Annotated in this window: 20 protein-coding genes and 1 riboswitch; of the genes, 13 read left to right on the forward strand and 7 right to left on the reverse strand. The window is 40.7% G+C overall.

What is annotated here, in order from left to right:
- Positions 1-9: 9 nt before the first annotated feature.
- Entirely contained in the window at positions 10-501 is a 492-nt protein-coding gene (locus tag R2S08_RS19545; protein ID WP_316836706.1) for an acyl-CoA thioesterase, read from the reverse strand.
- Between the two features lie 189 nt (positions 502-690).
- Between R2S08_RS19545 and R2S08_RS19550 the strand changes: the two genes are divergently transcribed.
- Entirely contained in the window at positions 691-1,020 is a 330-nt protein-coding gene (locus tag R2S08_RS19550) for an Hsp20/alpha crystallin family protein (protein ID WP_316836707.1), read from the forward strand.
- A 55-nt stretch (positions 1,021-1,075) separates the two neighbouring features.
- On the opposite strand, the gene R2S08_RS19555 is transcribed toward R2S08_RS19550, so the two are convergent.
- The gene (locus R2S08_RS19555; protein ID WP_108555477.1) at positions 1,076-2,467 is read right to left on the reverse strand and encodes an arginine decarboxylase; all 1,392 of its coding nucleotides are present in this window, start codon (positions 2,465-2,467) and stop codon (positions 1,076-1,078) included.
- Between the two features lie 100 nt (positions 2,468-2,567).
- Here R2S08_RS19555 and R2S08_RS19560 point away from each other — a divergent pair, with 100 nt between their 5' ends.
- Positions 2,568-3,518 (forward strand): arginase, encoded by a 951-nt coding sequence (locus tag R2S08_RS19560; RefSeq protein ID WP_316836708.1) that lies wholly within the window; start codon positions 2,568-2,570, stop codon positions 3,516-3,518.
- A gap of 3 nt (positions 3,519-3,521) precedes the next feature.
- Entirely contained in the window at positions 3,522-5,303 is a 1,782-nt protein-coding gene (gene argS, locus R2S08_RS19565; RefSeq protein WP_316836709.1) for an arginine--tRNA ligase, read from the forward strand.
- Positions 5,304-5,448: 145 nt separating this feature from the next.
- Here the strand turns inward: argS and R2S08_RS19570 are convergent, their stop codons facing one another.
- Positions 5,449-5,910, reverse strand: a complete 462-nt coding sequence (locus R2S08_RS19570; protein WP_133782781.1) for an Lrp/AsnC family transcriptional regulator — start codon at positions 5,908-5,910, stop codon at positions 5,449-5,451.
- A 186-nt stretch (positions 5,911-6,096) separates the two neighbouring features.
- Positions 6,097-6,287: riboswitch (cobalamin riboswitch) on the forward strand.
- A 41-nt stretch (positions 6,288-6,328) separates the two neighbouring features.
- Between R2S08_RS19570 and metE the strand changes: the two genes are divergently transcribed.
- From metE to R2S08_RS19615, 9 genes are all read left to right on the forward strand, one after another.
- Positions 6,329-8,635, forward strand: a complete 2,307-nt coding sequence (metE, locus tag R2S08_RS19575; RefSeq protein WP_316836710.1) for a 5-methyltetrahydropteroyltriglutamate--homocysteine S-methyltransferase — start codon at positions 6,329-6,331, stop codon at positions 8,633-8,635.
- Between the two features lie 67 nt (positions 8,636-8,702).
- Positions 8,703-9,695, forward strand: coding sequence for a hypothetical protein (locus R2S08_RS19580; RefSeq protein ID WP_316836711.1), 993 nt, complete (start codon positions 8,703-8,705; stop codon positions 9,693-9,695).
- Between the two features lie 14 nt (positions 9,696-9,709).
- A complete protein-coding gene (locus tag R2S08_RS19585; RefSeq protein WP_316836712.1) occupies positions 9,710-10,147 on the forward strand; it encodes a low molecular weight protein-tyrosine-phosphatase in 438 nt (145 codons plus the stop codon).
- Between the two features lie 115 nt (positions 10,148-10,262).
- Positions 10,263-11,162, forward strand: coding sequence for a PAS domain-containing protein (locus R2S08_RS19590; protein WP_316836713.1), 900 nt, complete (start codon positions 10,263-10,265; stop codon positions 11,160-11,162).
- A 49-nt stretch (positions 11,163-11,211) separates the two neighbouring features.
- On the forward strand, positions 11,212-11,763 hold the full coding sequence (locus tag R2S08_RS19595; protein WP_133782789.1) for a ferritin: 552 nt from the start codon (positions 11,212-11,214) through the stop codon (positions 11,761-11,763).
- A gap of 87 nt (positions 11,764-11,850) precedes the next feature.
- Positions 11,851-12,237: a hypothetical protein gene (locus R2S08_RS19600; protein ID WP_316836714.1), complete on the forward strand. Its 387-nt coding sequence runs from the start codon at positions 11,851-11,853 to the stop codon at positions 12,235-12,237.
- A 196-nt stretch (positions 12,238-12,433) separates the two neighbouring features.
- Positions 12,434-13,288, forward strand: a complete 855-nt coding sequence (locus tag R2S08_RS19605; RefSeq protein ID WP_316836715.1) for an MbnP family protein — start codon at positions 12,434-12,436, stop codon at positions 13,286-13,288.
- Positions 13,288-14,340 carry a cytochrome-c peroxidase gene (locus tag R2S08_RS19610; protein WP_410479530.1) on the forward strand — a complete coding sequence of 351 codons (1,053 nt, stop codon included), beginning with the start codon at positions 13,288-13,290 and terminating at the stop codon, positions 14,338-14,340. The genes R2S08_RS19605 and R2S08_RS19610 overlap by 1 nt, the downstream gene beginning before the upstream one ends.
- A gap of 2 nt (positions 14,341-14,342) precedes the next feature.
- On the forward strand, positions 14,343-15,269 hold the full coding sequence (locus R2S08_RS19615) for a transporter (protein ID WP_316836717.1): 927 nt from the start codon (positions 14,343-14,345) through the stop codon (positions 15,267-15,269).
- Between the two features lie 69 nt (positions 15,270-15,338).
- On the opposite strand, the gene R2S08_RS19620 is transcribed toward R2S08_RS19615, so the two are convergent.
- Entirely contained in the window at positions 15,339-19,313 is a 3,975-nt protein-coding gene (locus R2S08_RS19620) for a two-component regulator propeller domain-containing protein (RefSeq protein WP_316836718.1), read from the reverse strand.
- Between the two features lie 191 nt (positions 19,314-19,504).
- On the opposite strand from R2S08_RS19620, the gene R2S08_RS19625 reads away from it, so the two are divergent.
- The gene (locus tag R2S08_RS19625) at positions 19,505-21,619 is read left to right on the forward strand and encodes a glycoside hydrolase family 97 protein (RefSeq protein ID WP_316836719.1); all 2,115 of its coding nucleotides are present in this window, start codon (positions 19,505-19,507) and stop codon (positions 21,617-21,619) included.
- Positions 21,620-21,685: 66 nt separating this feature from the next.
- On the opposite strand, the gene R2S08_RS19630 is transcribed toward R2S08_RS19625, so the two are convergent.
- The 3 genes from R2S08_RS19630 to R2S08_RS19640 are packed head-to-tail and all read right to left on the reverse strand — an operon-like array spanning position 21,686 to position 24,659.
- The gene (locus R2S08_RS19630; RefSeq protein ID WP_316836720.1) at positions 21,686-22,804 is read right to left on the reverse strand and encodes an ABC transporter permease; all 1,119 of its coding nucleotides are present in this window, start codon (positions 22,802-22,804) and stop codon (positions 21,686-21,688) included.
- Positions 22,801-23,907, reverse strand: coding sequence for an ABC transporter permease (locus R2S08_RS19635; protein ID WP_316836721.1), 1,107 nt, complete (start codon positions 23,905-23,907; stop codon positions 22,801-22,803). Before R2S08_RS19635 ends, R2S08_RS19630 begins: the two co-directional genes overlap by 4 nt.
- An 11-nt stretch (positions 23,908-23,918) precedes the next feature.
- On the reverse strand, positions 23,919-24,659 hold the full coding sequence (locus tag R2S08_RS19640; RefSeq protein ID WP_316836722.1) for an ABC transporter ATP-binding protein: 741 nt from the start codon (positions 24,657-24,659) through the stop codon (positions 23,919-23,921).
- Positions 24,660-24,661 lie beyond the last annotated feature (2 nt).

Below are 24,661 nucleotides of genomic sequence, written 5' to 3' on the forward strand. Positions count from 1 at the left end.
AAATTCTGGCTAGTTGTTGTTCAACTGCTCAAAAACAATCATTTTATTCTTTTCGTTTTCAGGTATTTCCGTAGCTGCCTTGGTTTGATAATCAAAAGCAACACAGATTGTTTTCCCCTTGCTGCAGATCAGTTCCGTATTGTTGGTCATTTTCACAATAATGTATTCCAGATCAAAGCTCGTCTTCCCAATCCTAGAGGTACGTACATAGATATGAACCTTATCTTCTAATAAAATAGGATGAATATAATCCAGGCTGGCTTGCGCAATCACCACGCCGGTTTTCTTCCAGTCCCATTTAATGGCCTGTTTCCAGTATTTGGCTCTGGCAATCTCCAGATAGGTAAAGTACACTGCATTATTTACATGCCCCATCATATCATAGTCTGCAAAGCGCAACTCTAATGTCGTTTTGTACTTGAATAAATCCAATTCATTCATTTTTACTGCCTTTTTGTCTGTTTGTTTTTCTTTTGAATGCCATAATGTCTTAAATATCATAAAAATAGGGATTGGTATGAGTGTTGAACAATGGGAGATATACGATTAAAATAAAAAGTTTAAAATTAAATAACAGGAGAAATAGCAATGACACTAGTAAAATTTAACAACAGAACCAGAAACAACGCACCTTATTTTAACAACATTTTTGACTCATTGTTTAACGAAGCGTTAAATAAAAACTTAAACGTGAATAAAATTCCTGGTGTTAACATCTTAGAATCTGATGCAGATTACAAAATTGAACTTGCTGCACCAGGTTTAAACAAAGAAGATTTTCAAATCAATTTGAAAAAAGACACACTTTCTGTATGGGCAGAGAAAAAAGTAGGTGAAGAAGATAAAAAAGAATATACCCGCAGAGAGTTTGATTATTTCTCTTTCGCAAGGTCATTTGTGTTGCCAGAAAGCGTAGACGGAGATAAAATCAGTGCAGAATATACCAATGGTATTTTAAATATTACTATAGGTAAGAAAGACGAAAGTCAATCACAAAACAAAGAAATTAAAGTTTCATAATTTGGTTTAGATAAGGTTGTAAGGGGTTGCCGGATGGTAACCCCTTATTTTTTGCCTAGGTATAACCTAGAATCTTCAATACTTGTTTACTGTTTTGCTCTTCACCGAATACCTCGAAGTTGAAAGTCTCATCTCTGTTTCTGCGAATGATCACATGTTTAGGACTTGGCAGCAAGCAGTGATGGATACCGCCATAACCGCTCAGTACTTCCTGATAAGCACCAGTATGGAAGAAACCAAGGTATTGTACTTTACGTGTTTTTGGCATAAACACACTGTTCATGTGCGCTTCCTGGTTGTAATAATCCTGACCGTCGCAGGTAATTCCACCAAGGTTTACTTTTTCATATTCCGCATCCCAGTTGTTGATTGGCAACAAAACATATTTTTGGTTCAGTGCCCAAACATCAGGAAGATTGGTAATGAAAGAACCATCCAGCATTAGCCATCTTTCACGGTCATTCTGCTGTTTACGGCCCAATACCTTATATAATATACCAGAAGCTTCTGCTACCGTATATTTACCGAATTCTGTAATGATATCCGGTTCAATAACATCATGCTCTGCACAGATCTCTTTAATTCGTTTAACGATCTCATTGACCATGTATTCGTAATCGAAATCAAAAACCAGGGAGTCTTTGAAAGGCATACCACCACCGATATCTAAAGTATCCAGCTCCGGGTTGATCTTTTTGAATTTGCAGTATAACGTTACATATTTCTCCAGCTCATTCCAGTAATAAGGTGTATCTGAAATACCCGAGTTGATAAAGAAATGCAGCAATTTAACTCTGAAATTAGGGTTAGATGCAATCTTATTGTTGTAAAAATCAATAACATCTTCCAATCTTACCCCTAAACGGGAAGTATAGAACTGAGAATCCGGCTGCTCTTCAGCGGCAATACGAATTCCAAGATTACAAGGGGTATCCATCTCAATTTCATCATCATAGAGGTTAAATTCCTCTTTGTTGTCTAAAACAGGAATGATGTTTTTATACCCATCATGCAGCATATCTATAATATACTGTTTGTATTGATAAGTTTTAAAACCGTTACAGATCAGCGTAATGTCTTTGGTTAGTGCGCCTTTTTTCTCAAGGGCGTCTACCATTGGCATATCAAATGCAGATGAAGTTTCCAGGTGGATGCCATTTTTAAGGGCTTCTTCCACAATGTGGCGGAAGTGGGAGCTCTTGGTGCAATAGCAATACTTGTAATCACCTCTGTAATTGTTCTTTAAGATGGCGGTCTGGAACAAGATCTTCGCCTGCTGAATTTTTTTGCTGATCAGCGGAAGATAAGTGAAACGCAATGGCGTACCATAAGTTTCAATCATCTCCATTAAGTTTAGGTCCTGGAAGTATAATTCATCGTCTATAATGTCATAGCCTTCCTGTGGGAAACCAACACTTAGATCAAGAAATTCGGAGTAACTCTGCATTTTTTATATTTTTGAACAATTATTAAAGGTGTGGCAAATAAAATAAGTTAATTTTGGCCCAAAGATAAACCTTTTATAAAATACACTCGTAATTTTTTTTATGACTAAGTCTTTAAAGATAATTGAAGTAAAATCTGAGATTGGAGCAGGTACCCGCGGAGCCAGTCTTGGGGTAGATGCGATAAAAATTGCGGCATTAGATTTTGGAAGCAGGTTCTTTAAAAAACACAAATCTATCGAGGTACCGAATGAGAACCATTTGTTGCTGGAGAGTACCGGCAGTCCTTATGCAAAAAGGATTTCGGGTATCCTAACCATGGTAGAGCGGGTAAGTGAAGAGGTGAAAAATACCCTTGGAAATAATGAATTTCCGATTGTTCTGGCTGGCGACCACAGTACAGCTGCAGGCACCATTTCGGGAATAAAGGCAGCTTATCCTAAATCCAGGTTGGGTGTAATCTGGATAGATGCTCATGCAGACATGCACTCTCCTTACACTACACCTTCTGGAAATATGCATGGTATGCCCTTGGCTATGGTGCTCGATGAGGATAATACGGATTCTAAGGTGAATAAACTGGACCAGGAAACCATTAATTACTGGTATCAGCTCAAAAATGTAGAGAATATAGCACCTAAAATTAGTTACCGTGACCTGGTGTTGATTTCTGCAAGGGATATGGAAAAGGCAGAAGAGCACCTGATCAAAAAAAATAAAGTAAAAAACATCACCACCGCCGAATTCCGGAAACGAGGGGTAGAAAGAACGGTGATAGAAACAATGATATATCTGGACCATTGCGACCTGATCTATGTCTCTTTTGATGTAGATTCACTGGATCCAACAGCCTCAAGAGGTACAGGAACTCCGGTGGCCCAAGGTTTAACAGAAAAAGAAGCAGGTGGTTTAATGACCAGACTCATTACGCATCATAAAGTGTGCTGTTTTGAAATTGTGGAAGTAAACCCAACCTTAGATAAAGAGAATCAGATGGCAGAACATGCCTTTGAGATCTTAATTAAAGCGACGAACGCTTTTAGAAACGAATAGAATATGAATATTGAACAACATATCGTTGCTGCTACGATAACAGCAGTTAAAGACTTATATCAACAGGAAATCCAGGAAAACCAGATCAGTCTCCAGGACACGAGAGTTGAGTTTGAAGGACAAATCACTATTGTGGTTTTTCCGATTGTACGTTTTTCTAAAAAATCACCGGAAGTTACCGCTCAGGAACTCGGTGCTTACCTGGTAGAACATGTTGCAGATGTTACCGGATTTAATGTCGTTAAAGGCTTTTTAAACCTGAGCATTGCAGATGCGTACTGGCTGGATTTATTGAACAATACTTTGCTGGATAAGGATTTTGGTACTTTTAAATCTAACGGACAGAAAGTAATGGTGGAATATTCTTCTCCAAATACCAATAAGCCGCTGCATCTTGGGCATGTTAGAAACAACTTACTGGGCTATTCTGTTGCCGAGCTGCTTAAAGCTAACGGTTATGAAGTATTCAAAGTAAACCTGGTGAACGACAGAGGTATCCATATTTGTAAATCTATGCTGGCCTGGCAAAAATTTGGAAATGGAGAAACCCCGGAGAGTTCTGGTTTAAAAGGAGACCACCTGGTGGGAAAATATTATGTGATCTTCGATAAAGAATATAAGAAAGAAATTGAAGCATTGAAGCTTGCTGGTCAAACAGAAGAAGAGGCTAAGAAAAATGCACCGCTGATTAAACAGGCACAGCAAATGCTGCTGGAATGGGAGCAGGGGAATACCGAGGTACTGGATCTTTGGAAAAAGATGAACGGATGGGTATATGCAGGTTTCGACATTACTTATAAAAACCTGGGGGTAGATTTTGATAAGTATTATTACGAAAGCAATACCTATTTATTAGGTAAGGATACTGTAGAAGAAGGTTTAAGTAAAGGTGTGTTCTTTAAAAAGCCAGACGGGTCTGTATGGATCGATCTGACAGAAGATGGCCTGGACCAGAAACTCGTACTGCGTGCCGATGGAACCTCCGTATATATTACCCAGGATCTTGGTACTGCAGAAATGAAATATGATGATTTTAAAATGGATCAGTCCATTTATGTGGTGGGTAACGAGCAGGACTATCATTTCAAGGTCTTGTTCCTGATCCTGGAGAAAATGGGTAAAACCTGGGCTAAAGGCTTGCACCATTTGTCTTACGGTATGGTAGATTTGCCAAGTGGCAAAATGAAATCCAGAGAAGGTACAGTGGTAGATGCGGATGACCTGATTGCAGAAATGGTAGAAACAGCCAGACAGAAAACAGAAGCACTGGGTAAGACCAATGATTTTTCTGATGAGGAAAAGGAACGTTTGTATTATGATATAGGCATGGGGGCTTTAAAATACTTCCTGCTAAAAGTAGAGCCTAAGAAACGCCTGTTGTTTGACCCTTCTGAGTCTATTGATTTTCAGGGAAATACCGGGCCATTTATTCAGTACACCCATGCGCGTATTAAATCTCTTTTAAGTAAGGCTGAATATGCAGAATGGTCAAAATCAACTGAAGTTAAAGATTTATCTGCAACAGAGTTGGAGATGATCATGTTGCTTTCTAAATACCCTTCGGAATTGGCCTCAGCAGCTAAAGGTTATACTCCAGCTACTTTGTCTAACTATCTGTATGAAGTTGCAAAAATGTTCAATAAATTCTACCATGAAGTGCCTCCAATAGTTAAAGAAGAGGATGCTTCATTGAAACAGCACCGTTTGAACTTGAGTTTTATTACGGCCAATATCCTGAAATCCGGAATGAAGTTATTAGGGATCACAGTTCCTGAAAGGATGTAGTGCTCTTCATCTTGACAAAATTGTGTGGAAAAACCTGCACTTCTTTTCTCACTGGACCTTCCGCGAAGGGCTTCAGGTCCTGAGGTGTGAAAAGAGGTGCAGGTTTTTTTTGGTGCAGACCGGAGAGGGTGGTTAAATTGTTGCTTTAAAAGCTGATGTTATACGAATTTTTTATCTCTGCCATCGCAAACGTACTGTGCGTACTACCAATACTTTTAACAGAGCCTAGTTTATTAAAAACAAAATCCTGGTAATGTTTCATGTCCTTTGCGTACACCTTTAATATAAAGTCATAGTCACCTGAAATATTATAACATTCTACAACTTCGTCAATTTTTAAAATGTCTTCTACAAACTGATGGCCTATCTTCCTGTCATGCTGTTTGAGTTTAATATTGCAAAACACAATAAATCCCTGGTTAAATTTTTCGGCATCCAATATGGCAATATACTTTTTAATATAGCCATTGCTTTCCAGTCTTTTTACCCGTTCAAAAACAGGCGAAGGGGATAGCTTTACCTTTACCGCAAGCTCTTTTATGGTATAGTTCGAGTTGTTGCCCAGTATCTTCAGCAGCAATAAATCTGTTTCGTCTAATTCTTCCATAGAATATTTTTCTTTAGCGAAGGCGAAAATAATGAGTTAAAAGGATAATATGCTTATTTTTTATAGTAAAAAAGTTATTTATGCTTATTTATTGGGGGTAAATAAGTTTTAAAATCTGCTTATGTACATTTGTTTGGAATTTAGTCCTGTAATTGGGCTGGATGGCAAATAATAGTTCTTTTCTTTACTTTATCTACCAGGAAGGGTTTACGAGAAATCGGAATTAAAAGGGAACCGTGTGGAAATCGCGGGCTGTCGCGCAACTGTAAATAACGCAAAAGAGTTTTAACCAATAATGTCCACTGCCAGTATCATTGGTGGGAAGGGCGGTTGAAATGTTATAAGCCAGGATATCTGCCTGTTCTGGAAGGACGATAAAAGTAATATAACTGTTTTTCTACTTAAATCTTTTAAAGAAATGCAAACACAAAACCTGGGCTACCCGCGAATTGGTAACCAAAGACAACTGAAAAAGGCCTGCGAACAATACTGGGCAGGCAAAATTGACCTCGGTGAACTCAACGGGGTTGCCCGTAAGATCAAGGAAGAGAACTGGCAAACTCAGCTGGACGCTGGGATTGATCTGATACCTTGTAATGATTTTAGCTTCTATGACCAGGTACTGGATACAAGCTTGCTGTTGGGGGTGATCCCTCAGCGTTATTCGCCAATCCTGTCGCAAGTCAAATCCAATAGCGAAATAGACCTTTATTTTGCGATGGCACGTGGTTATCAGAAAGATGGTCTGGATATTACCGCTATGGAAATGACCAAATGGCTGGATACCAATTACCACTATATTGTGCCTGAATTTACAGCCAATCAGGAATTCAGGATTTTTAATGAGAACTTATTTAGTGAATACAACCTTGCCAAGCCACAGCTTGGGGAAAAGGCCAAACCGGTGCTTCTCGGGCCGGTAAGTTATTTGCTGCAAGGCAAAGAAAAGGAGCAGGGATTTGAACGTGTTGACCTGATCAAAAAATTAGTGCCCGTTTATGTGGATATCATTAATCGCTTAAGACAACAAGGTGCCAAATGGATCCAGCTGGACGAGCCTTGCCTGGCACTTGACCTTTCTAAAAAGGAAAAAGAGGCATTTGAATATGCTTATCGCGCCATATCTAACCGGGTAAGTGGCGTTAAATTACTAGTTGCTACGTATTTTGAAGCCTTACTAGACAATGCGCAATTGGCGGTGAGTCTGCCAGTGGCAGCACTCCACGTCGATCTGGTTCGTGCGCCTGAACAGCTTGATGAGGTACTGGCGCTGATCCCCGATGGACTTCAACTTTCTCTGGGGGTTGTAGACGGGCGTAACGTTTGGAAAAACGATTATGAAAAGTCTTTAAAACTGATCAGTAAAGCGGTAGAAAAACTTGGTGCTGATCGGGTAATCATTGCACCATCCTGCTCGCTGCTGCACAGTCCGATTGATCTGGAACTGGAAACGGCCATCGATCCGGAAATCAAAAACTGGATGGCCTTTGCCAAACAAAAATTGACTGAAGTGAGAGAACTCAAACACATCGCTGAAGGAAACGATGACTTGCTGCAAGCTAATAAAAAGGCTATTGACAGCCGGAGGTCCTCACAAAAGGTACACAAGCAAGCTGTCAAGGATCGTGTGGCTGCAATTAACGAAGCAGATGCAAGTCGTCAAAGCGCTTTCCCTGTGCGTCAAAAGTTGCACCAGGATCGTTTCAATTTACCTTCTTTTCCCACAACTACGATCGGTTCATTTCCGCAAACAGACGATATTCGCCAGTTGCGTGCTCAATTTAAAAAGGGAGACTTAACGCTTGAGCAATATGAAAAGGCAATTGAGCAAGCTACTGTTGATGCAATCCGCTGGCAGGAAGAAATTGGTTTAGATGTATTGGTGCACGGTGAATTTGAGCGTAACGATATGGTAGAATATTTCGGTGAGCAATTGGATGGCTTCCTGTTTACCAAAAATGGATGGGTACAGAGCTATGGAAGCCGTTGTGTAAAGCCTCCGGTAATTTATGGTGACGTGAGCCGCCCGGCAGACATGACCGTACGCTGGAGCAAATTTGCGGCTGCGCAAACGGATAAACCAATGAAAGGGATGTTGACCGGGCCGGTAACGATTTTGCAATGGTCGTTCGTGCGCGATGATCAACCAAGAGATGTGACTACGAATCAGATTGCTTTTGCCATCCGTGATGAAGTTGTCGCGCTGGAAAAGGCAGGTATTGGTATTGTTCAGATTGATGAAGCGGCTATCCGCGAAGGACTGCCACTGCGAAAAGCAAAACACCCACATTACCTGGATTGGGCAGTAAAGGCTTTTCGTATCACAGCAAGTGGTGTACAGGATAAAACGCAAATACATACGCATATGTGCTACAGCGAATTCAATCACATTATTGAACATATTGCTGCGATGGATGCCGATGTGATTACTATTGAGACCTCAAGGTCGCAAATGGAACTGTTGCAGGCATTTGCTCATTTTGAGTATCCGAATGAGATTGGACCCGGTGTGTATGATATTCACTCACCACGTGTCCCAAGTACAGAAGAAATGGCGTCCCTTTTGGCAAAGGCGGCAGATTTACTGCCGGCACGTCATCTATGGGTAAATCCAGATTGTGGACTTAAAACACGTAAATGGCCAGAAACCAAAGCTGCACTGGAAAACATGGTTGCTGCTGCTAAACAGGCAAGAGCGCAGATCAGTGTAGAAAGTATAATTTAATTGATAGAAGAAGAGGGTGTTATAATACATCCTCTTGTTTTTCGCGACTCATAACAGTGTACAGCTTATGTTCTTAAATAAGATCAAGTCCGGAGCATCCGGAATTCTAACTTACGGTATCACACCACCAAAATCTGAGACAAGTCCGGAACGGATTGCTGAGATTGCCGATCGCACTATTGCAAGGCTCATCGATCTGGACCTTGATGCATTGATCGTATATGACGTGCAGGATGAGTCTGCCCGTACTTGCGAGGAGCGGCCATTTCCTTTTTTAAAGGCTCATGATCCTTTTAGTTTTGCGAGTAGGTATCTCCGGGATTTAGATCTACCGAAGATCATCTACCGTCCTGCTGGAAAATTCTCAAAAGAAGAACTCTCAGATTGGCTTGATGATCTTCACCGTCATCAGTTCTACCCTGTTTTTGTGGGAGTACCTGCCCCGGATTTTCCGGTTAAAACCAGTTTGCCCGAAGCTTATCTGTTGTGGAGCAGGCAGGAAAAAAACTCTGTTTTGGGAGCCGTGACTATTCCCGAAAGACATGCTGTATTGCATGATGAAGATCAACGGATTCTTGACAAAGTTAGTTGCGGGGTGTCTTATTTCATTTCTCAATGTGTATTTAATCTAGACTATGCGAAGAAGGTTGTAGAAGATCTGGATCGTACCTGCAAAAACGATAATAAGAAGTTTCCGACGGTGATATTTACACTTACAGCTTGTGGATCAGTAAAAACGTTGAATTTCATGGAATGGCTAGGTATTCATATTCCGCCGGGTCTAAAGGAAGATTTTACCCGGGCTGAAAATATGCTGGAAAGGTCTGTTAACGTTTGTTTGGATATTGCCACAGAACTTGCTGCCTTTTGTGCGGAACGTTCCATTCCTTTCGGGTTTAACATTGAAAGTGTGGCGATCAGAAAGGATGAAATTGAAGCATCGATTTACATGGTGAATAAAATTGCAGAAATGCTGAATGAAAAAGGCATCCGGAAGAATACAGTGACTATGTTATCAGATGAAACCATTATGAGTTTACACGCAGAAGCTATAAATTAGCGTTTATAATTGGTATGGAGAAGAAGAAGATTTTAATGGTTTGTCTGGGCAATATATGTCGTTCACCACTTGCGCACGGGATTCTGCAGCACTTGGCGGATGAGTGTGGGCTGGATTGGGAGATTGATTCTGCTGGTACGGGTAACTGGCATGTTGGACAGCAACCAGATAAACGTTCTATTCGTGTAGCCAAATCTCATGGTATTGATATCTCCGGACAGAGGGCACAGCATTTTAATGCAGCGCTGTTTGATGAGTATGATTTGATCTATGTTATGGATCGCAATAACCATCGGGATGTACTCAGATTGGCCCGTAATGAAACAGACCGGGAAAAAGTCCGGTTGTTTTTGGCAGATGGAGAGGTTCCTGATCCTTATTGGGACGATAATGAGTTCGAACCTGTGTTTTTGCTAATTGAAGAGCGCTGCAAAGCTATCATCCGGGAATAAGGGAGCGTACCTTGATATGACAAAAACTTGATAAGGCGTCCAGGCTTTACCTGAATTAGAACAATAAGATTGGTGTATACCAGTAAATTGTTACTTTTGATGCCTTAAAGGCTATATGATTCCTAAGGACAGATTTTTAAGTGATCAAGCATTGCTGGATATTATGAAGCTCTCACAGGATGCGACAGCTATTTACTGCAGTGAAGAGTTGCACATCAGTTTTGTGAACAAAGCCATGCTTGCTTTTTGGAACAAGGATAATTCTGTTATGGGGATGCGTCTGGAAGATGCAGTTCCAGAACTAACAGCACAACCGTTCATTGAGCTTTTGAAAGAGGTTTGGCGTACCGGAGAAACCTTTGAAGCTACGGGTATGCCTGCAGAACTCATGTCTGGGGGTGAAATGCAAACCTTCTATTTTGATTTCGTTTATCGTGCCATTTTAAATGAAAATGGTGAAGCCTATTGTATACTTCATACCGCCTCAGAAGTTACTGAGCGCATCCGGAACAGTAAGCTTATTGAATTTAAAAGACGGAAGAATGAAGTTTTAAATGAACAGTTAAACCAGATGAATATAGAGTTACTTGCTGTTAACGAGGAACTATCTGACGCCAATGAAAAGTTGCTGACGGCAAAAAATGAGCTTCAACGAGCTAATTTTCGACTGTTTGAAAATGAGAATAGATTAAGAACCATTACCCAGCAGGTGCCTGTCGGGTTATGTGTTGTAAAAGGCAGGGAAATGCTCATCGAAGTGGCCAATGATTCTATGCTGAAGATGTGGGGATTGAGTAGACTGGAAGTCCTGAACAGGCCTTATCAGTTCGTGAGACCAGGTACGGATTGGGAACAGATTAGTGAGCAGCTATTGGAAGTATATACCACAGGAAAAACGAAGTTAGAGAATGAAATCATCTATCAGCCACTCTTTGATTTTTCCGGTTGTGTTGATGGGGTAATTATCATAAAATATAGATTTGAAGGTTTAGCAACGCAGGAAATACACGATTGATAAAACTTTGAGGGTTCCAGGCTTGTTGTAATACATAAAAGCTAAGAACATGAATACAAATCGTCTTTCCAATACATTAAGTGATGGATTAAATGCTCAGGTAACCAAAGAAGCCGCTGCTGCACAGACTTATATCTCTTTTGCAGTATGGGCAGACAGTGAGGGCTATGGTGGTATTGCCAATTTTTTGTTCCGACATGCGAACGAAGAACGTAATCACATGACTAAAATCATTGAATATATTTTACAGCGGGGTGGAAGAGTTAGAATAGAAGCTATTCCTGCACCACCTGCTGATCCCCTGACCATACAAGATTGTTTTGAAAAAGTCTTTGAATCTGAAATCGATAATACAAAAGCAATATACAAATTGGTCAAAATGAGTTTTGACGAAGGAGACTGGGCTACATGGAATTTCATGCAATGGTTTGTGAAAGAACAAACTGAAGAAGAAACACTGGCTATGGAATTGCTGGACAAAATAAAAATTGCCGGTGGTGCAGCTGCAAGTGGAGATGCACTTTACGAACTGGACCGGGATTTAAAGAGTGCCCCGGACGATGCAGAGCTGGCGCAAACTAAGACAGCAGAAAACCCATAATCAAGGGCTAATATAAAATCAACTTCTTATTAAAAAATACAGTTTTCGGTGATCATTTGGCAGCAATATATTTATCTTTGCCACCAAATGATCAACCGGATTATTGCCATATGCTTATTAATTGCGATGACGGGCTCCAGCCTTTCACGCTTTTTTGTGTATGCCGGTTTTGAAATGAACCAGAAGTACATTGCCTCTGCATTATGCGAAAACAGGAACAGACCTGAAATGCATTGTAATGGTAAATGTTACCTGATGAAAAAGCTAAAGCAAGCAGAAGAAAAGGAGAAAAGGCAGGAGGAAAATAATTTTAAAAAAGGTCTTCACGAAATCGTGTCTGTCCATGAAACATTTTCCTTTGATCCCATTTCCAGTCTCCTGGAAAAGAAAAAGCACCGGGATATCTGCTTTGATCTTCCCAATCGCAGCTTTGAAATTCTGCATCCGCCTCCAGCATCCTTCCCTTTATCCTAATTTACCGGTTTAGTTTTTTGAATTTTTACTCCATAGGAAAGGTATGTCTTCTTATGGCCTTTCACAACGCTATTCCATAAAATCAATTAATTATTAAAATAGTCATGAACGCACAAAAATGTGCTGTTTCGGTAGGTTATGCTCTGCCGGAAAGAACAACTCATGGCTGATCTTTTTCTATAAAATCGTATCCATAATGAACACAAACATAAAAAGTTTAAAATCAATCCTTCTATGCAGCTTGATGCTGGTATTTTCAGCCTGTTCTAAAAAAGACAATGTAACACCTGAATTTCAGGAAGGCAATCTTGCACCACTCTCGGTTGAATTTGACAATATAGCTGGAGAACGTACATTAACTTTTGACAATACCGGTAGTCCATATAAAAATGCCGCAGGCGAAGCTTTCACCGTATCAAGACTTCAGTATTTTATCAGTAACATCAAAGTAACAACCAGTGCAGGTAATACCTACACTGTAAACCAGGACAGCAGTTATTTCTTGATCAGAGGCGATGATAAGGCTACCCGTTTTGCGAAAGTAAAAGTACCGGAAGGCGATTATACCAGTTTAACCTTCACTTTAGGTGTAGACAGTTTACGCAGTACTATGCCGATAGACAAAAGGACAGGAGTTCTTGATCCCGCCGCTGGTGGAAGCCACGATGGCAGCGGGATGTATTGGGGCTGGAACAGCGGTTACATCTTCTTTAAATTTGAGGGAAATTCTGCTGTTATTTCCGATGACGTTAAGGGTGATCCAACCGGCAAGAAGCAATTTAAATATCATATCGGTTTTTTTGGCGGTTATAATGCGCCAACGCTGAATAATATTAAAGTGATTAACGTGGATTTAAGAACAGCCGGAATAGCCAAAGTAAGGAAAGACCGTCAAAGCAATATCCATCTCTTTGTTGATATAATGAAGGTATTTAACGGGAAAAATACATTTAAAATAGCAGAAAAACCGAATGTGATGTTCGATGATTTTACCGCTAAAATTGCAGCCAATTTTCCCGAAATGTTCAGGCACGATCACACTGAAAATTAATGGCTATGAACGAGAGACATTGGATCGTCTTGTGTTTCCTCGGCCTGTTTATACTGGCCTGTAAGAAAGACAATCCGGTTAAAGAAAAAATAGAGAAATTCCTGGGTTTTCAGAAACCAGCTAACTTTCCTGATCCCGCATATAACTTTGCAAATAATCCGGTCACCAAAGAAGGCTTTGAACTGGGCAGGGCCTTGTTTTATGAGCCCAGGCTGTCGCGTAACAATACCGTCACCTGCGGTTCCTGTCATATCCAGTCTTCTGCATTTACGCAGCACGGGCATGATGTGAGCCACGGGATTGACGACCGTCTGGGAACACGCAATTCGCCGCCGATCATGAACCTGGCCTGGAATAAAGCCTTTATGTGGGGCGGGGGTGTTTATGATTTGGATCTCCAGCCCATTACCCCCATTACCACCCATGAAGAGATGGATGAAAACCTGGAAAACGTATTGAACAAGATCAGGGCTTTACCCAAATACACGGCTATGTTTAAAAGTGCTTTTGGTACAGAAGAAGTTACCACTGCTCGTTTTATGAAAGCATTATCCCAGTTTATGCTTATGTGTGTGAGCAGCAATTCCAAATACGATAAAGTGATGCGTAAGGAAGCTGGTACAGCATTTACTGCCGATGAACAAGAAGGTTATGTACTGTTTAAAGACAAATGTGCTTCCTGCCATGCAGAACCCTTATTTACGGATGGTTCCTTCCGCAACAATGGTTTGGGGATCAGTTCTATAAATGACAAAGGCTTATATGCTGCTACACTGATGGAAACGGATAAATATAAATTTAAAGTACCCTCCTTAAGGAATCTGCAATACACAGCTCCTTATATGCATGATGGACGATTTTTATCATTGGCAGGGGTACTGGAACATTATAATTCGGAGGTTCAGGCTAGTCCAAATTTAGATCCGGTGCTGCATCAAAACGGAAAATTGGGGATATCCTTGAGCGAAGATCAGAAAGCCAGATTGACCGCATTCCTGAATACCCTGAATGATACGGACTTTATCAATAATAAAATGTTATCAGAACAATAAATATGAAGAAGAAAATAATGATGGCACTGGTGCTGGTGATGATGAGTATAACAGCTACCAGGGCATGTGATATTTGCGGTTGCGGTGTTGGGAGCTACTATCTGGGTATTTTACCTGAATACAATAAGCGTTTTATTGGTTTGCGTTACCAGCACAAAACACTAATAACCCATCTTGGCCCTTTTGGAGAGCGTACACCGCTCACTTCTGAGGAAACTTACCAAAGCATGGAGTTATGGGGTGGCTGGAATATCGGCAGCAGGTTTAGGGTACTGGCTTTTGTACCTTATAATTTTAACGAACGGGAAAGCCAGACGGGTAACGGAACAAAAAATGGTCTTGGTGATATTGCTTTAATGGGGTATTACAAACTCTTCGATGATAAGGGAACCCTTGGCGACCGTTTGCTCGTCCAGTCATTATGGGTAGGTGGGGGCATCAAAGTGCCCACAGGTAAATATGAACCTTCAGAGCGTCTGGCCGTAAGCGAATCTCCAAACAATTTTCAGTTGGGAACAGCCAGTACAGATTTTACACTAAATGCCGCTTATGATATCCGCTACAATGACCTTGGATTAAATGCCAATGTGAACTATAAGATCAATACTGAAAACAAGTATGCGTACCGCTATGGCAATAAATTCACCGGAAATATTTTGATGTATTATAAAATCAGGGTAGCCAATAGCGTAACACTCGCTCCAAATGCCGGTGTATTGTATGAAACAGCACAAAAGGACATAGAGAATAAAAAATATGACGTCGCTGTATCGGGCGGCTATTCTTTGTCTGCTGTTGGCGGAGTGGAGGTGTCGTTGAAAAGGCTGTCCTTAGGTGCCAATTATCAAAATGTGCGTTCCCAGGATCTGGCTGGTGGTCGTGTACATGCAGGTAACCGCTTGATGGTTCATATGTCTTTACCATTTTAATTAGTAATTGCAGTATTTATCCTGGCTTCACCGGCCAGGATAAATATAAAAATGGACCTTATATGGGGGCTATTTCGGTAGGGTATTTAAATAGGCCGTTGGCGACAAACCGAACTGCCGCTGAAAATCCCTGGAGAAATTTGCATGTAGGGTATAACCAATTAAAGTAGCTACCTCATTGATCTTCAGGTCTCCCTGAGCTAAGAGTTCAGCTGCCTTTTTAAGCCTGGTCAGGTTGATCAGTTCATTGGGCGTCATGTCCGATAAGCCTTTAATTTTGCGGTATAAGGTGGTCCTGCTCATATTCATCAAACTGGATAACTTGTCTACATCAAGGTTCATATCTGTAATGTTGTCAAAGATCATTTTGCTGAGCTGTTCCAGAAATTTCGCGTCGCCTTTAGAGTGGGCAATTCCCTTCATATGAGTTAAAGGTGACCTGGCAAAATGATCCTTTATATAATTCCTGTTGGTCAGTAGATTGCTGATCTGGGCGAGAAGATGCTCCATCGAAAAAGGCTTTTCAATATAGGCATCGGCTCCGACTTCCAGTCCTTCCATTTTGGAACTTTGTGAGTTCTTTGCCGTTAATAAAATAATAGGCAAATGACTATAGTCAAAGTCCTCTCTAATTTTTCTGCACAGTTCTATTCCATCCATCACTGGCATCATGATGTCTGTGACCACCAGCTGAATGTGCTCATTCTGCAATAACTGAAAAGCTTCATAGCCATTGCCAGCCTCTAAAACCTGGTAAAATGGGTCAAGCTCTTTACGGATATAGCTTATGATTTCTTTGTTGTCCTCAGCCAGCAGGATCACCGGTTTATCCCTCTGTTCTGCTTCAAGGCTTTCTTTTTCCGGGGTTGCCATTTTAAGGTGGTCTTCATCCTTATCCGAAGGATGGGTTTCAGATGGCTCTTGTTGAAACATAGGGATAGACAGTAAAAATATATTAAGGGCCTCGGTAGATGCCTTAAGTTCTACATTGCCACCATGCAACTGTGCAAGAGAACGGGCTATAGGCAATCCAATACCGGTTCCAGGTTCTTTTTCTGTTTCCTTTAACCTGAAGAAGGGTTCAAATATTTTGTCATTAGAGGAAGAAGGAATAAGTAAACCGTCATTCGAAACCTGAATATAAAAAACTTCGTCCTCACTGGTCAGAGGAAGCAGCTTCACTACAACCCTGGATTCCGAATACTTAATGGCATTACTGATCAAATTGGCAAGTATCTTACGCATGGCTTCAGGATCTACAAAAGCATGCAGTACGATAAGCCGGGGTAGTTCCAGCACATAACTCAGGTTTTTTTGCTGGGCGGAAAGCTTAAAATCATTAAACACATCACTCAGAAGTTCATTAATGTCTGTTTTTATAAAATTCAGGCTGAAGCTTTCCGATTCCGTCTTCCTGAAGTCCAGAAGCTGATTTGTTAAGTCTATGAGTCTGTTGGTGTTTTTGTTGATCATGTTCAGATTATCTGAGTCCTCGCGGTTCCTGTCCTTTGCCAGGAGTTTATCCAGTGGCATTTTAATTAATGTGAGCGGTGTTCTGATTTCATGCGCAATATTGGTAAAGAAATTAATCTTTGCGTTATAAATCTCTCTTTCAGTACCAATTTTTACAATCTCCAGCTTTCTTTTGTTTTTCTCTGAAACTGCCAGGTGGTAGTAGCGTACTATAGTGAGAATGATCAGTAAAAGAAGCATAACGTAAAAAAAATAGGCCCAGTAGGTTTTCCACCAGGGTGGTGTTATGGTGATTTTTAGAATGGTTTCTTTAGTATTCCATAAACCTTCACTATTCGCTGCTTTTACTCTAAAGATATGGCTGCCAGGTGCCATGTTCGTATAATAGATACGCCTGTTTTGCTGTAATGTTGTCCAGTTTTTATCCAATCCGCTCATTTTGAACTTGTACTGGTTGCCTTCCGGATTGAAATAGCTTAGTGCGGCAACATCCAGATTGATGCTGGAAAGTTCATAAGGAAGTGTAATTTCCTGTGTGTACAGAATGGATTGAGGAAGAATAGAGGTATGGCGCAGATCAAGGTCCTTATTATTGATCTGTAACCCGGTGATGTATACCGGAGGAATAAACGTATTTTTCGTTAGCTGGTCCGGATTGAAGCTGATCATTCCCTTTACAGTTCCAAAATAGAGTCTGCCATTCGCGTCTTTAAAGGAGGAATTAAAGTTAAACTGTTCTGTTGGAAGTCCATCAGATGCATGGTAAGCTTTGAAGCTGTTTTTTAGCGGATGGAATACCGCAAGACCATTGGCTGTCGATATCCATAAATTGCCATTTTTATCTTCCAGAATTCTAAACGTCTGATTGTTTGGAAGACCATTGGCAATGGTATAATTTTTGAATTTTTTGCTCTTTGGGTCATATCTGGAAAGACCACCTTCTGTACAGAACCAAATGTGTTTCTTACTGTCCTCAAACAGGCTGTTCACATAATTGCTGATCAGTGCATCCTGATGCTTGCCATCGCTGTTGAATAATACTTTTTTCTTGCTGCTCTGGTCGTAATAAAATGCACCACCTCCGTAACTACAGGCCCAGAGGATACCATCAGAAGATTCCAGTACAGATTGGATCTGTGCATTGTAAAATGGCACTTGGCTAAAACGATCCAATTTCCGGTCGAACTTAAACAAGCCTTTTTGAGTGCCTGCAAGTATGGAGCCGTCACGGGTTTTGTATAAGGTAACGATAAAATTGTCTTGTAATCCGCTTTGCGGTCCGGCCCTGAATTTCTTAATGATCTTTTTAGATCTTAAGTCCATCACATCCAGCCCGTGGGAAAGGCTGCCTATCCATAGCTTGTCACCATCTGCCAGTAAGCCATGAACATTTTTCTCCGCAATGCCATTAGGGGAATCAGGAAGGTAGTTTTTAATGTTCCCAGTTCGCAAATCTATTTCATTAAGTCCTGCATCTTCAGTTCCGACCCATAGATTTCCATGGTTATCCGGACAGATTTCATGGACCACATTGCCGGAGAAACTATTATTTCCTGGCTCCGGAAAGTATTTTTTAAACCTGTTTTGCGGGGCGCAATAATAATTTATGCCACCATAATAAGTGCCAATCCAGGTTCCGCCTTCTTTATCAGCATATATGGCCCAAATGATATTGTCTGATAAAGCATAAGGATTACCATATTGTTTCTTGATGGCGGCAGTGGTACTACGTTTCAGATCGAGTACATAGAGCCCTGTTTCAGTGCCTAACCAATAGGTGCCATCTTGCTGAGCTGAAATGGCATAAGTAGATAGTTTGGGTTTCAGTGAATTTGCTTGAAAAACGGTCTTTAAATGGCCTGTTATGTAATTATACAAAAATACCTTTTGCGTACCGGAAACCAATATTGAACTGTCTCCAGCTGGATATATTTTATCAATAGGAGGAAAGGAAGCTGCCTGATTCGGCGGATGAAGATTATAACTGGTAAAAGTTTTCCTGGTCGGATTGAAATTTCCAAGTAAGCCTTTGCTGTCTGCGGCCCAGAGCGTTCCTTTTTTATCAACGGCAATGGAAATGATATCTTCACCTTGTAGCAAATGCCTGGTTACTTTACGATCCTTTTGATTGTACTGGTAAAGAATGCGATTAGAAAGTATCCATAAATTATGCATTGCATCTTCCTCTATGGCCTCTACTTCTCCACGTGGTATACTGCCAAAAAGCGAAAAGGCTTCCTGTACAGGATCATAAATATATAGGCCATTAGAGCTTCCTACCCAGAGTTTTTCATCTTCGGATTCATGAATGCTTTTTACAAAATTGGTTCCAAGGCTTTTAGCATCGGCGGGATCGTGCTGAAAGACCTTAAACCTCAGCCCGTCAAAACGGTTTAGCCCATTGCGAGAGCCAAACCACATAAATCCCTTTTTATCTTGCGTAACCGAGGTAATGGTATTGCTCGACAATCCATTTTCAATCTGGTAATTCTTAAAATAGAAATCATGCTCCTGACCCTGGCCTTTATGAAAGCAAAACAGAAAGAACAGCAGGTATAGAATTTTTTTCAAGATGACAAGGTAAGTCCGACAAAAATAACAGATTGGAAGCGCTTATGAAACTAATAAGTTTCGAGCCATTTAAAGAACAGAATTCAATTTTGATACGTTTTGATAAGAAATTGAGATGCCCAGATAAGCCGTATTCGATTAAAAGCGATTAATTCGTATTAATTATATTGACTACATAAACCAAGTATAACATGAAGAAATTTATTTTCTTAGCATTTTTAACCCTTTCTGTTTTTGGGGTTGCCAGTGCGCAGCAACTCAAATCTCCCGATGGGAAATTTTTAATGAATTTTAGCATTCAGGCAGATGGAAGCCCGCAATATCAGTTAACCTATAAAGGAAAATTCATCATCAAACCGAGTAAGCTTGGACTGGAACTGAAAAACGATGATAAGTCCCTTCTTAACGATTTCGTGGTGGCAGACAGCAAGTCGTCTTCTTTTGACGAGACCTGGAAACCTGTTTGGGGAGAGGTCAGTACCATACGAAATCATTATAACGAACTGGCGGTTACTCTTGATCAGAAAGAAACCAACCGTCGTATGGTGATTCGTTTTCGTTTATATAACGAAGGACTGGGATTCAGATATGAATTTCCAACCCAAAAGAACCTGGTCTACTTTACGATTAAAGAAGAGCATAGCCAATTTGCAATGGCTGGAGATCATACCGCCTTTTGGATCGTGGGCGACTACGATACACAAGAATATGATTATACCACTTCTAAATTGTCTGAAATCAGAGGGCTTTCTGCCAAGGCGAGAACAGCAAATGTCTCACAGAAGGGATTTTCGCCAACCGGGGTGCAAACATCCCTGATGATGAAAACAGCAGATGGCTTGTATATTAACCTTCATGAGGCAGCCTTGATCAATTATCCATGTATGCACCTTAACCTGGACGATAAGAATATGGTATTCGAATCCTGGCTTACGCCAGATGCCCAGGGCAATAAGGGTTATGTACAAGCCCCTGACCATACACCATGGAGAACAATCATGGCTAGTGATGATGCTCGTGACATTCTGGCTTCAAAAATGATCTATAATCTAAATGATCCTTGCAAAATCGAGGATACCTCATGGATAAAACCAGTAAAATATGTAGGTGTCTGGTGGGAGATGATTACCGGAAAGAGCTCCTGGTCTTACACTGATGATTTTCCATCTATTAAAATTGGCCAGACCGATTACAGTAAAGCCAAGCCAAATGGTACACATGGTGCTACAACAGCAAATGTGAAAAAATACATTGATTTCGCAGCAGAAAACGGCTTTGACGCCGTATTGGTAGAAGGTTGGAACATTGGATGGGAAGATTGGTTTGGACATTCCAAAGACTTTGTCTTCGATTTTGTAACCCCATATCCTGATTTCAATATGAAAAAGATCCAGGCCTATGCGAAATCAAAAGGTGTAAAAATGATCATGCACCATGAAACCTCCGGCTCGGTTAGAAATTACGAAAGACATCTGGATACGGCCTATAAGTATATGAAACAAAATGGCTATGACGCTGTGAAAAGTGGTTATGTAGGAGACATTCTTCCAAGAGGAGAGAACCACTACAGCCAGTGGATCGTTAACCATTATCAATACGCGGTTGAAAAAGCAGCAGAATATAAAATTATGGTCAATGCGCATGAAGCCGTAAGACCCACAGGGATTGCCCGTACCTATCCAAACCTGATTGGTAACGAGTCTGCCAGAGGAACGGAATATCAGGCTTTTGGTGGATCTAAACCTAACCATGTGACCATTTTGCCCTTTACCCGTTTGCAGGGTGGCCCAATGGATTACACACCAGGTATTTTTGAAATGGACTTAAGCAAAATAAGTCCGTCCAACCACTCCCATGTAAACAGTACTATTGCCAATCAGCTGGCTTTATATGTAACCATGTATAGCCCACTGCAAATGGCTGCGGATCTGCCGGAAAACTATAAGCGTTTTATGGACGCCTTTCAGTTTATAAAAGATGTAGCTGTAGACTGGAGCGACAGTAAATATGTGGAGGCCGAACCAGGACAATACATTACTGTGGCCAGAAAAGCTAAAAAAACGGGACAATGGTTTTTGGGAAGTGTAAATGGAGAAATCGCCAGAACGTCTAAAATAGATCTGAGCTTTTTGGAGCAGGGGAAAAAATACATCGCAACAATATATGCTGATGGAAAGGATGCGGATTACAAAACAAATCCTCAATCTTATACTATTCGCAATGTAGAAGTGAGTTCTAAATCAAAACTGTCTCAATTGGTTGCTCCGGGTGGAGGTTATGCCATCAGCTTCAAAGAAAAGCCTTAATTATTTTCTCTTAAGCATAAAAAGGGGTAGCGAGTTCAAATTCGCTACCCCTTTTAGCTGAAGAGATCAGCTGGTCTTTTTATAGTTAAAAATCGCCCAGCCGTTAAACACCAAAGCAAATACAGCAATTACTCCAAGCTGCGGCAGTATGTTTCTGAAACTGCTTCCTTTGAGAATGATCATCCGCATCACTTCAATGAGATAGCTTACAGGGTTAAATTTCGTTACAGTTTTTGCCCAATCGGGCATGCTGTCAATAGAGGTAAACAGACCACCCATCAGAATAAAGATCATAATGAAAAAGAACATCACAAACATGGCCTGCTGCTGGGATTCGCAAAAAGTAGAAATTAATAAACCAAATCCCGAAACGGCCAGTAAATAAACGGCTATAAAACCATATAGCAAGAATAAACTACCAACAGGAACAATACCGTAAACCAACCAGGCGACCAGGAGCCCCAGTGTAAATACCACATTTCCCAATATCCAGAATGGGATCAGCTTACCTAAAATGAAATGGTATTTCTTAATGGGGGTTACATTGATTTGTTCAATGGTGCCCACCTCTTTTTCTTTAACGATATTTAGCGCGGTTAAAAATCCACCTACCATAGTTACCAACACCGCCAATATACCGGGAACCATAAAAACATGATAATTAAGCATTGGATTATACCAGTTTGATGAAGTAATACCGATAACAGGTTGTGGGTTAAATCTGGCTGGCTTAATAAATTGCAGCCTGATTTCGGCGTTGAAATTCTGGATAATAGTCATCAGGTAGACACTTCCAAGATTAGCTTTTGTCCCATTTATGGCATTGACAGCTACAAATAATTTTTGCTCATTTTCACGTACCAGGTTCCGCTCAAAACCACGAGGAATTTCAAGGATAAGGTCTGCAGTATCTGTCTCCACCAATCGGTAGGCTTGTTTAAATGAAAAGCAGTATCCAGTGAGTTTGAAGTATCCCGATGAAGTGATCTTAGTGATCAATTTTTGGGAATAGGAGGAATGATCATTATCAATAACAGCAACATTAATGTTTTTTACCTCATAATTGGCCGCTAAAGGCAAGATCAGCAACTGCATAATGGGCATCACAATAACCATAGCCAGAATTGACCGGTTACGGAAAATCTGCCTGAATTCTTTTTGTAGTAAAAACCGGATCGTTCTCATGATAAGCGGATTTTAAAACTTTTTAAACTGATCACCATCATGACCACTGTTATGGTGACAAGGACTAATGTTTCCTTCCAAATGGCACTAAAACCAAGTCCTTTTATCATAATGTCCTTTACAATGATGTAATACCATTTAGCAGGGATAATATTGGAAATGATCTGCAAAGGGACTGGCATATTTTCTATCGGAAACATAAAGCCGCTAAAGAGGATCGTGGGCAACATCATGCCCATTAAGGAGATCAGCATAGCCAGTTGCATGGTGTTTGTTTTTACAGAGATGAAGATGCCGATGGTGAGGCACGTGATGATAAACAGGGTGCTTTCGGCAAAGAGTAGTAAGATGCTGCCGTTTATGGGCAAGTCGAGCACAAAAACACTGAGCAATAAAATAGAGGTCACATTCACAAGTGATAAGATCAGATAGGGGATGGCCTTTGATACAATAACCTTGAAAGGACTGAATGGCGAAACTAAAAGGATTTCCATGGTGCCGGTTTCTTTTTCTTTTACGATAGAAACAGCCGTCATCATCACGCAAACCAACATTAATACCAATGCCATCACTCCAGGCACATAATTCGGGGCGCCCTTAAGTTGTGGATTATAAAGAAACCTGATCTCGGGGTTAATTCGATAAGGAATATTGCTGGTTTTTGCTATACCTGTCGTATAATCTTGTATAATTGAACTGATGTAACTGGTTAAGGTTGTGGCATTATTGGGGTCAGAAGCATCAGCAATAACTTGCAGTTGAACAAAATGTTGATGCATTAAATCGTTATTGAATTGAGTAGGGAAGATAAGAGCCAGCCTGATATTTCCCTTTTTAAAAGCACTTTCTATTTGCTTAGGGCTGTGGATTGTCTCCGCTATCTCAAAATAGCGGCTTGCTCTTATTTTAGAAATGATCTGTTGAGAAGCGATGTCGTTGGCTTGATCCATGATCACAATTTTCGCATTCTTAACCTCATTGGTGAGTGCGAAACCAAATATCAGGATCTGTACCACCGGCATTCCAAACAAGATCAGCAAGGTTTTGCGATCTCGTAATACGTGGGCGAACTCCTTTTTAATAAATATCAGGAACTGTTTCATTTGCTTAGGTTTTATTCACTTCTTTTTGCACTTCGGGCCAGCTCGTAAAATACTTCATCCATATTGTTGGCATGAAAGGTGTCTTTCAAATTTCGAGGGGTGTCAAGCGCTTTAATAACCCCATCAACCATGATAGATATACGGTTGCAGTATTCCGCCTCATCCATGTAATGAGTAGTCACAAAAATAGTTACCCCTCGGTCGGCAGCATCGTAGATCAGGTCCCAGAATTGTCTCCTGGTCACCGGATCAACACCACCCGTTGGTTCGTCCAGAAAAACGATCTTTGGTTCATGTAATACGGCAACTGAAAAGGATAGTTTTTGTTTCCAGCCCAATGGGAGTGAGGCCACCAGTTTTTTTGCCTGTAACTGCAGGCCCAGCTGTTCGATCAATTGGGTGCTCTTCGTTTTGAGCTCTTTATCCGTCAATCCGTAAATGCCACCAAAGAAATTAATGTTTTCCAGTACCGTAAGATCTTCATAGAGCGAAAACTTCTGGCTCATGTAGCCAATGTTCTTTTTGATTTGCTCTGTCTGTTTGTATACGTCGAAACCTGCAATAGTTGCCTGACCGGAAGAAGGGATAGAAAGTCCGCATAACATGCGCATCGCCGTTGTCTTTCCTGCTCCATTTGCGCCAAGAAATCCAAAAATTTCTCCTTTATTTACCTCAAAAGTAATCTCGTTGGCTGCAATGAAATCGCCAAAACGTTTGGTGAGTTTATCTGTTTTAATGACGATTTCGCTCATGA

The organism is Pedobacter nutrimenti (genome assembly GCF_032678445.1).
GTDB classification, from domain to species: Bacteria; Bacteroidota; Bacteroidia; order Sphingobacteriales; family Sphingobacteriaceae; genus Pedobacter; species Pedobacter nutrimenti_A.

What these genes read in the sequence shown, in the direction of transcription:
- R2S08_RS19625 (WP_316836719.1), top strand. Translation starts at nt 19,505, where the DNA reads ATGAAGAAATTTATTTTCTTAGCATTTTTAACCCTTTCTGTTTTTGGG.
- R2S08_RS19635 (WP_316836721.1), bottom strand. Translation starts at nt 23,907, where the DNA reads ATGAAACAGTTCCTGATATTTATTAAAAAGGAGTTCGCCCACGTATTA.
- R2S08_RS19600 (WP_316836714.1), top strand. Translation starts at nt 11,851, where the DNA reads ATGATCAACCGGATTATTGCCATATGCTTATTAATTGCGATGACGGGC.
- R2S08_RS19560 (WP_316836708.1), top strand. Translation starts at nt 2,568, where the DNA reads ATGACTAAGTCTTTAAAGATAATTGAAGTAAAATCTGAGATTGGAGCA.
- R2S08_RS19570 (WP_133782781.1), bottom strand. Translation starts at nt 5,910, where the DNA reads ATGGAAGAATTAGACGAAACAGATTTATTGCTGCTGAAGATACTGGGC.
- R2S08_RS19605 (WP_316836715.1), top strand. Translation starts at nt 12,434, where the DNA reads ATGAACACAAACATAAAAAGTTTAAAATCAATCCTTCTATGCAGCTTG.
- R2S08_RS19545 (WP_316836706.1), bottom strand. Translation starts at nt 501, where the DNA reads ATGATATTTAAGACATTATGGCATTCAAAAGAAAAACAAACAGACAAA.
- R2S08_RS19595 (WP_133782789.1), top strand. Translation starts at nt 11,212, where the DNA reads ATGAATACAAATCGTCTTTCCAATACATTAAGTGATGGATTAAATGCT.
- R2S08_RS19630 (WP_316836720.1), bottom strand. Translation starts at nt 22,804, where the DNA reads ATGAGAACGATCCGGTTTTTACTACAAAAAGAATTCAGGCAGATTTTC.
- R2S08_RS19555 (WP_108555477.1), bottom strand. Translation starts at nt 2,467, where the DNA reads ATGCAGAGTTACTCCGAATTTCTTGATCTAAGTGTTGGTTTCCCACAG.
- argS (WP_316836709.1), top strand. Translation starts at nt 3,522, where the DNA reads ATGAATATTGAACAACATATCGTTGCTGCTACGATAACAGCAGTTAAA.
- R2S08_RS19580 (WP_316836711.1), top strand. Translation starts at nt 8,703, where the DNA reads ATGTTCTTAAATAAGATCAAGTCCGGAGCATCCGGAATTCTAACTTAC.
- metE (WP_316836710.1), top strand. Translation starts at nt 6,329, where the DNA reads ATGCAAACACAAAACCTGGGCTACCCGCGAATTGGTAACCAAAGACAA.
- R2S08_RS19610 (WP_410479530.1), top strand. Translation starts at nt 13,288, where the DNA reads ATGGCTATGAACGAGAGACATTGGATCGTCTTGTGTTTCCTCGGCCTG.
- R2S08_RS19590 (WP_316836713.1), top strand. Translation starts at nt 10,263, where the DNA reads ATGATTCCTAAGGACAGATTTTTAAGTGATCAAGCATTGCTGGATATT.
- R2S08_RS19640 (WP_316836722.1), bottom strand. Translation starts at nt 24,659, where the DNA reads ATGAGCGAAATCGTCATTAAAACAGATAAACTCACCAAACGTTTTGGC.
- R2S08_RS19615 (WP_316836717.1), top strand. Translation starts at nt 14,343, where the DNA reads ATGAAGAAGAAAATAATGATGGCACTGGTGCTGGTGATGATGAGTATA.
- R2S08_RS19585 (WP_316836712.1), top strand. Translation starts at nt 9,710, where the DNA reads ATGGAGAAGAAGAAGATTTTAATGGTTTGTCTGGGCAATATATGTCGT.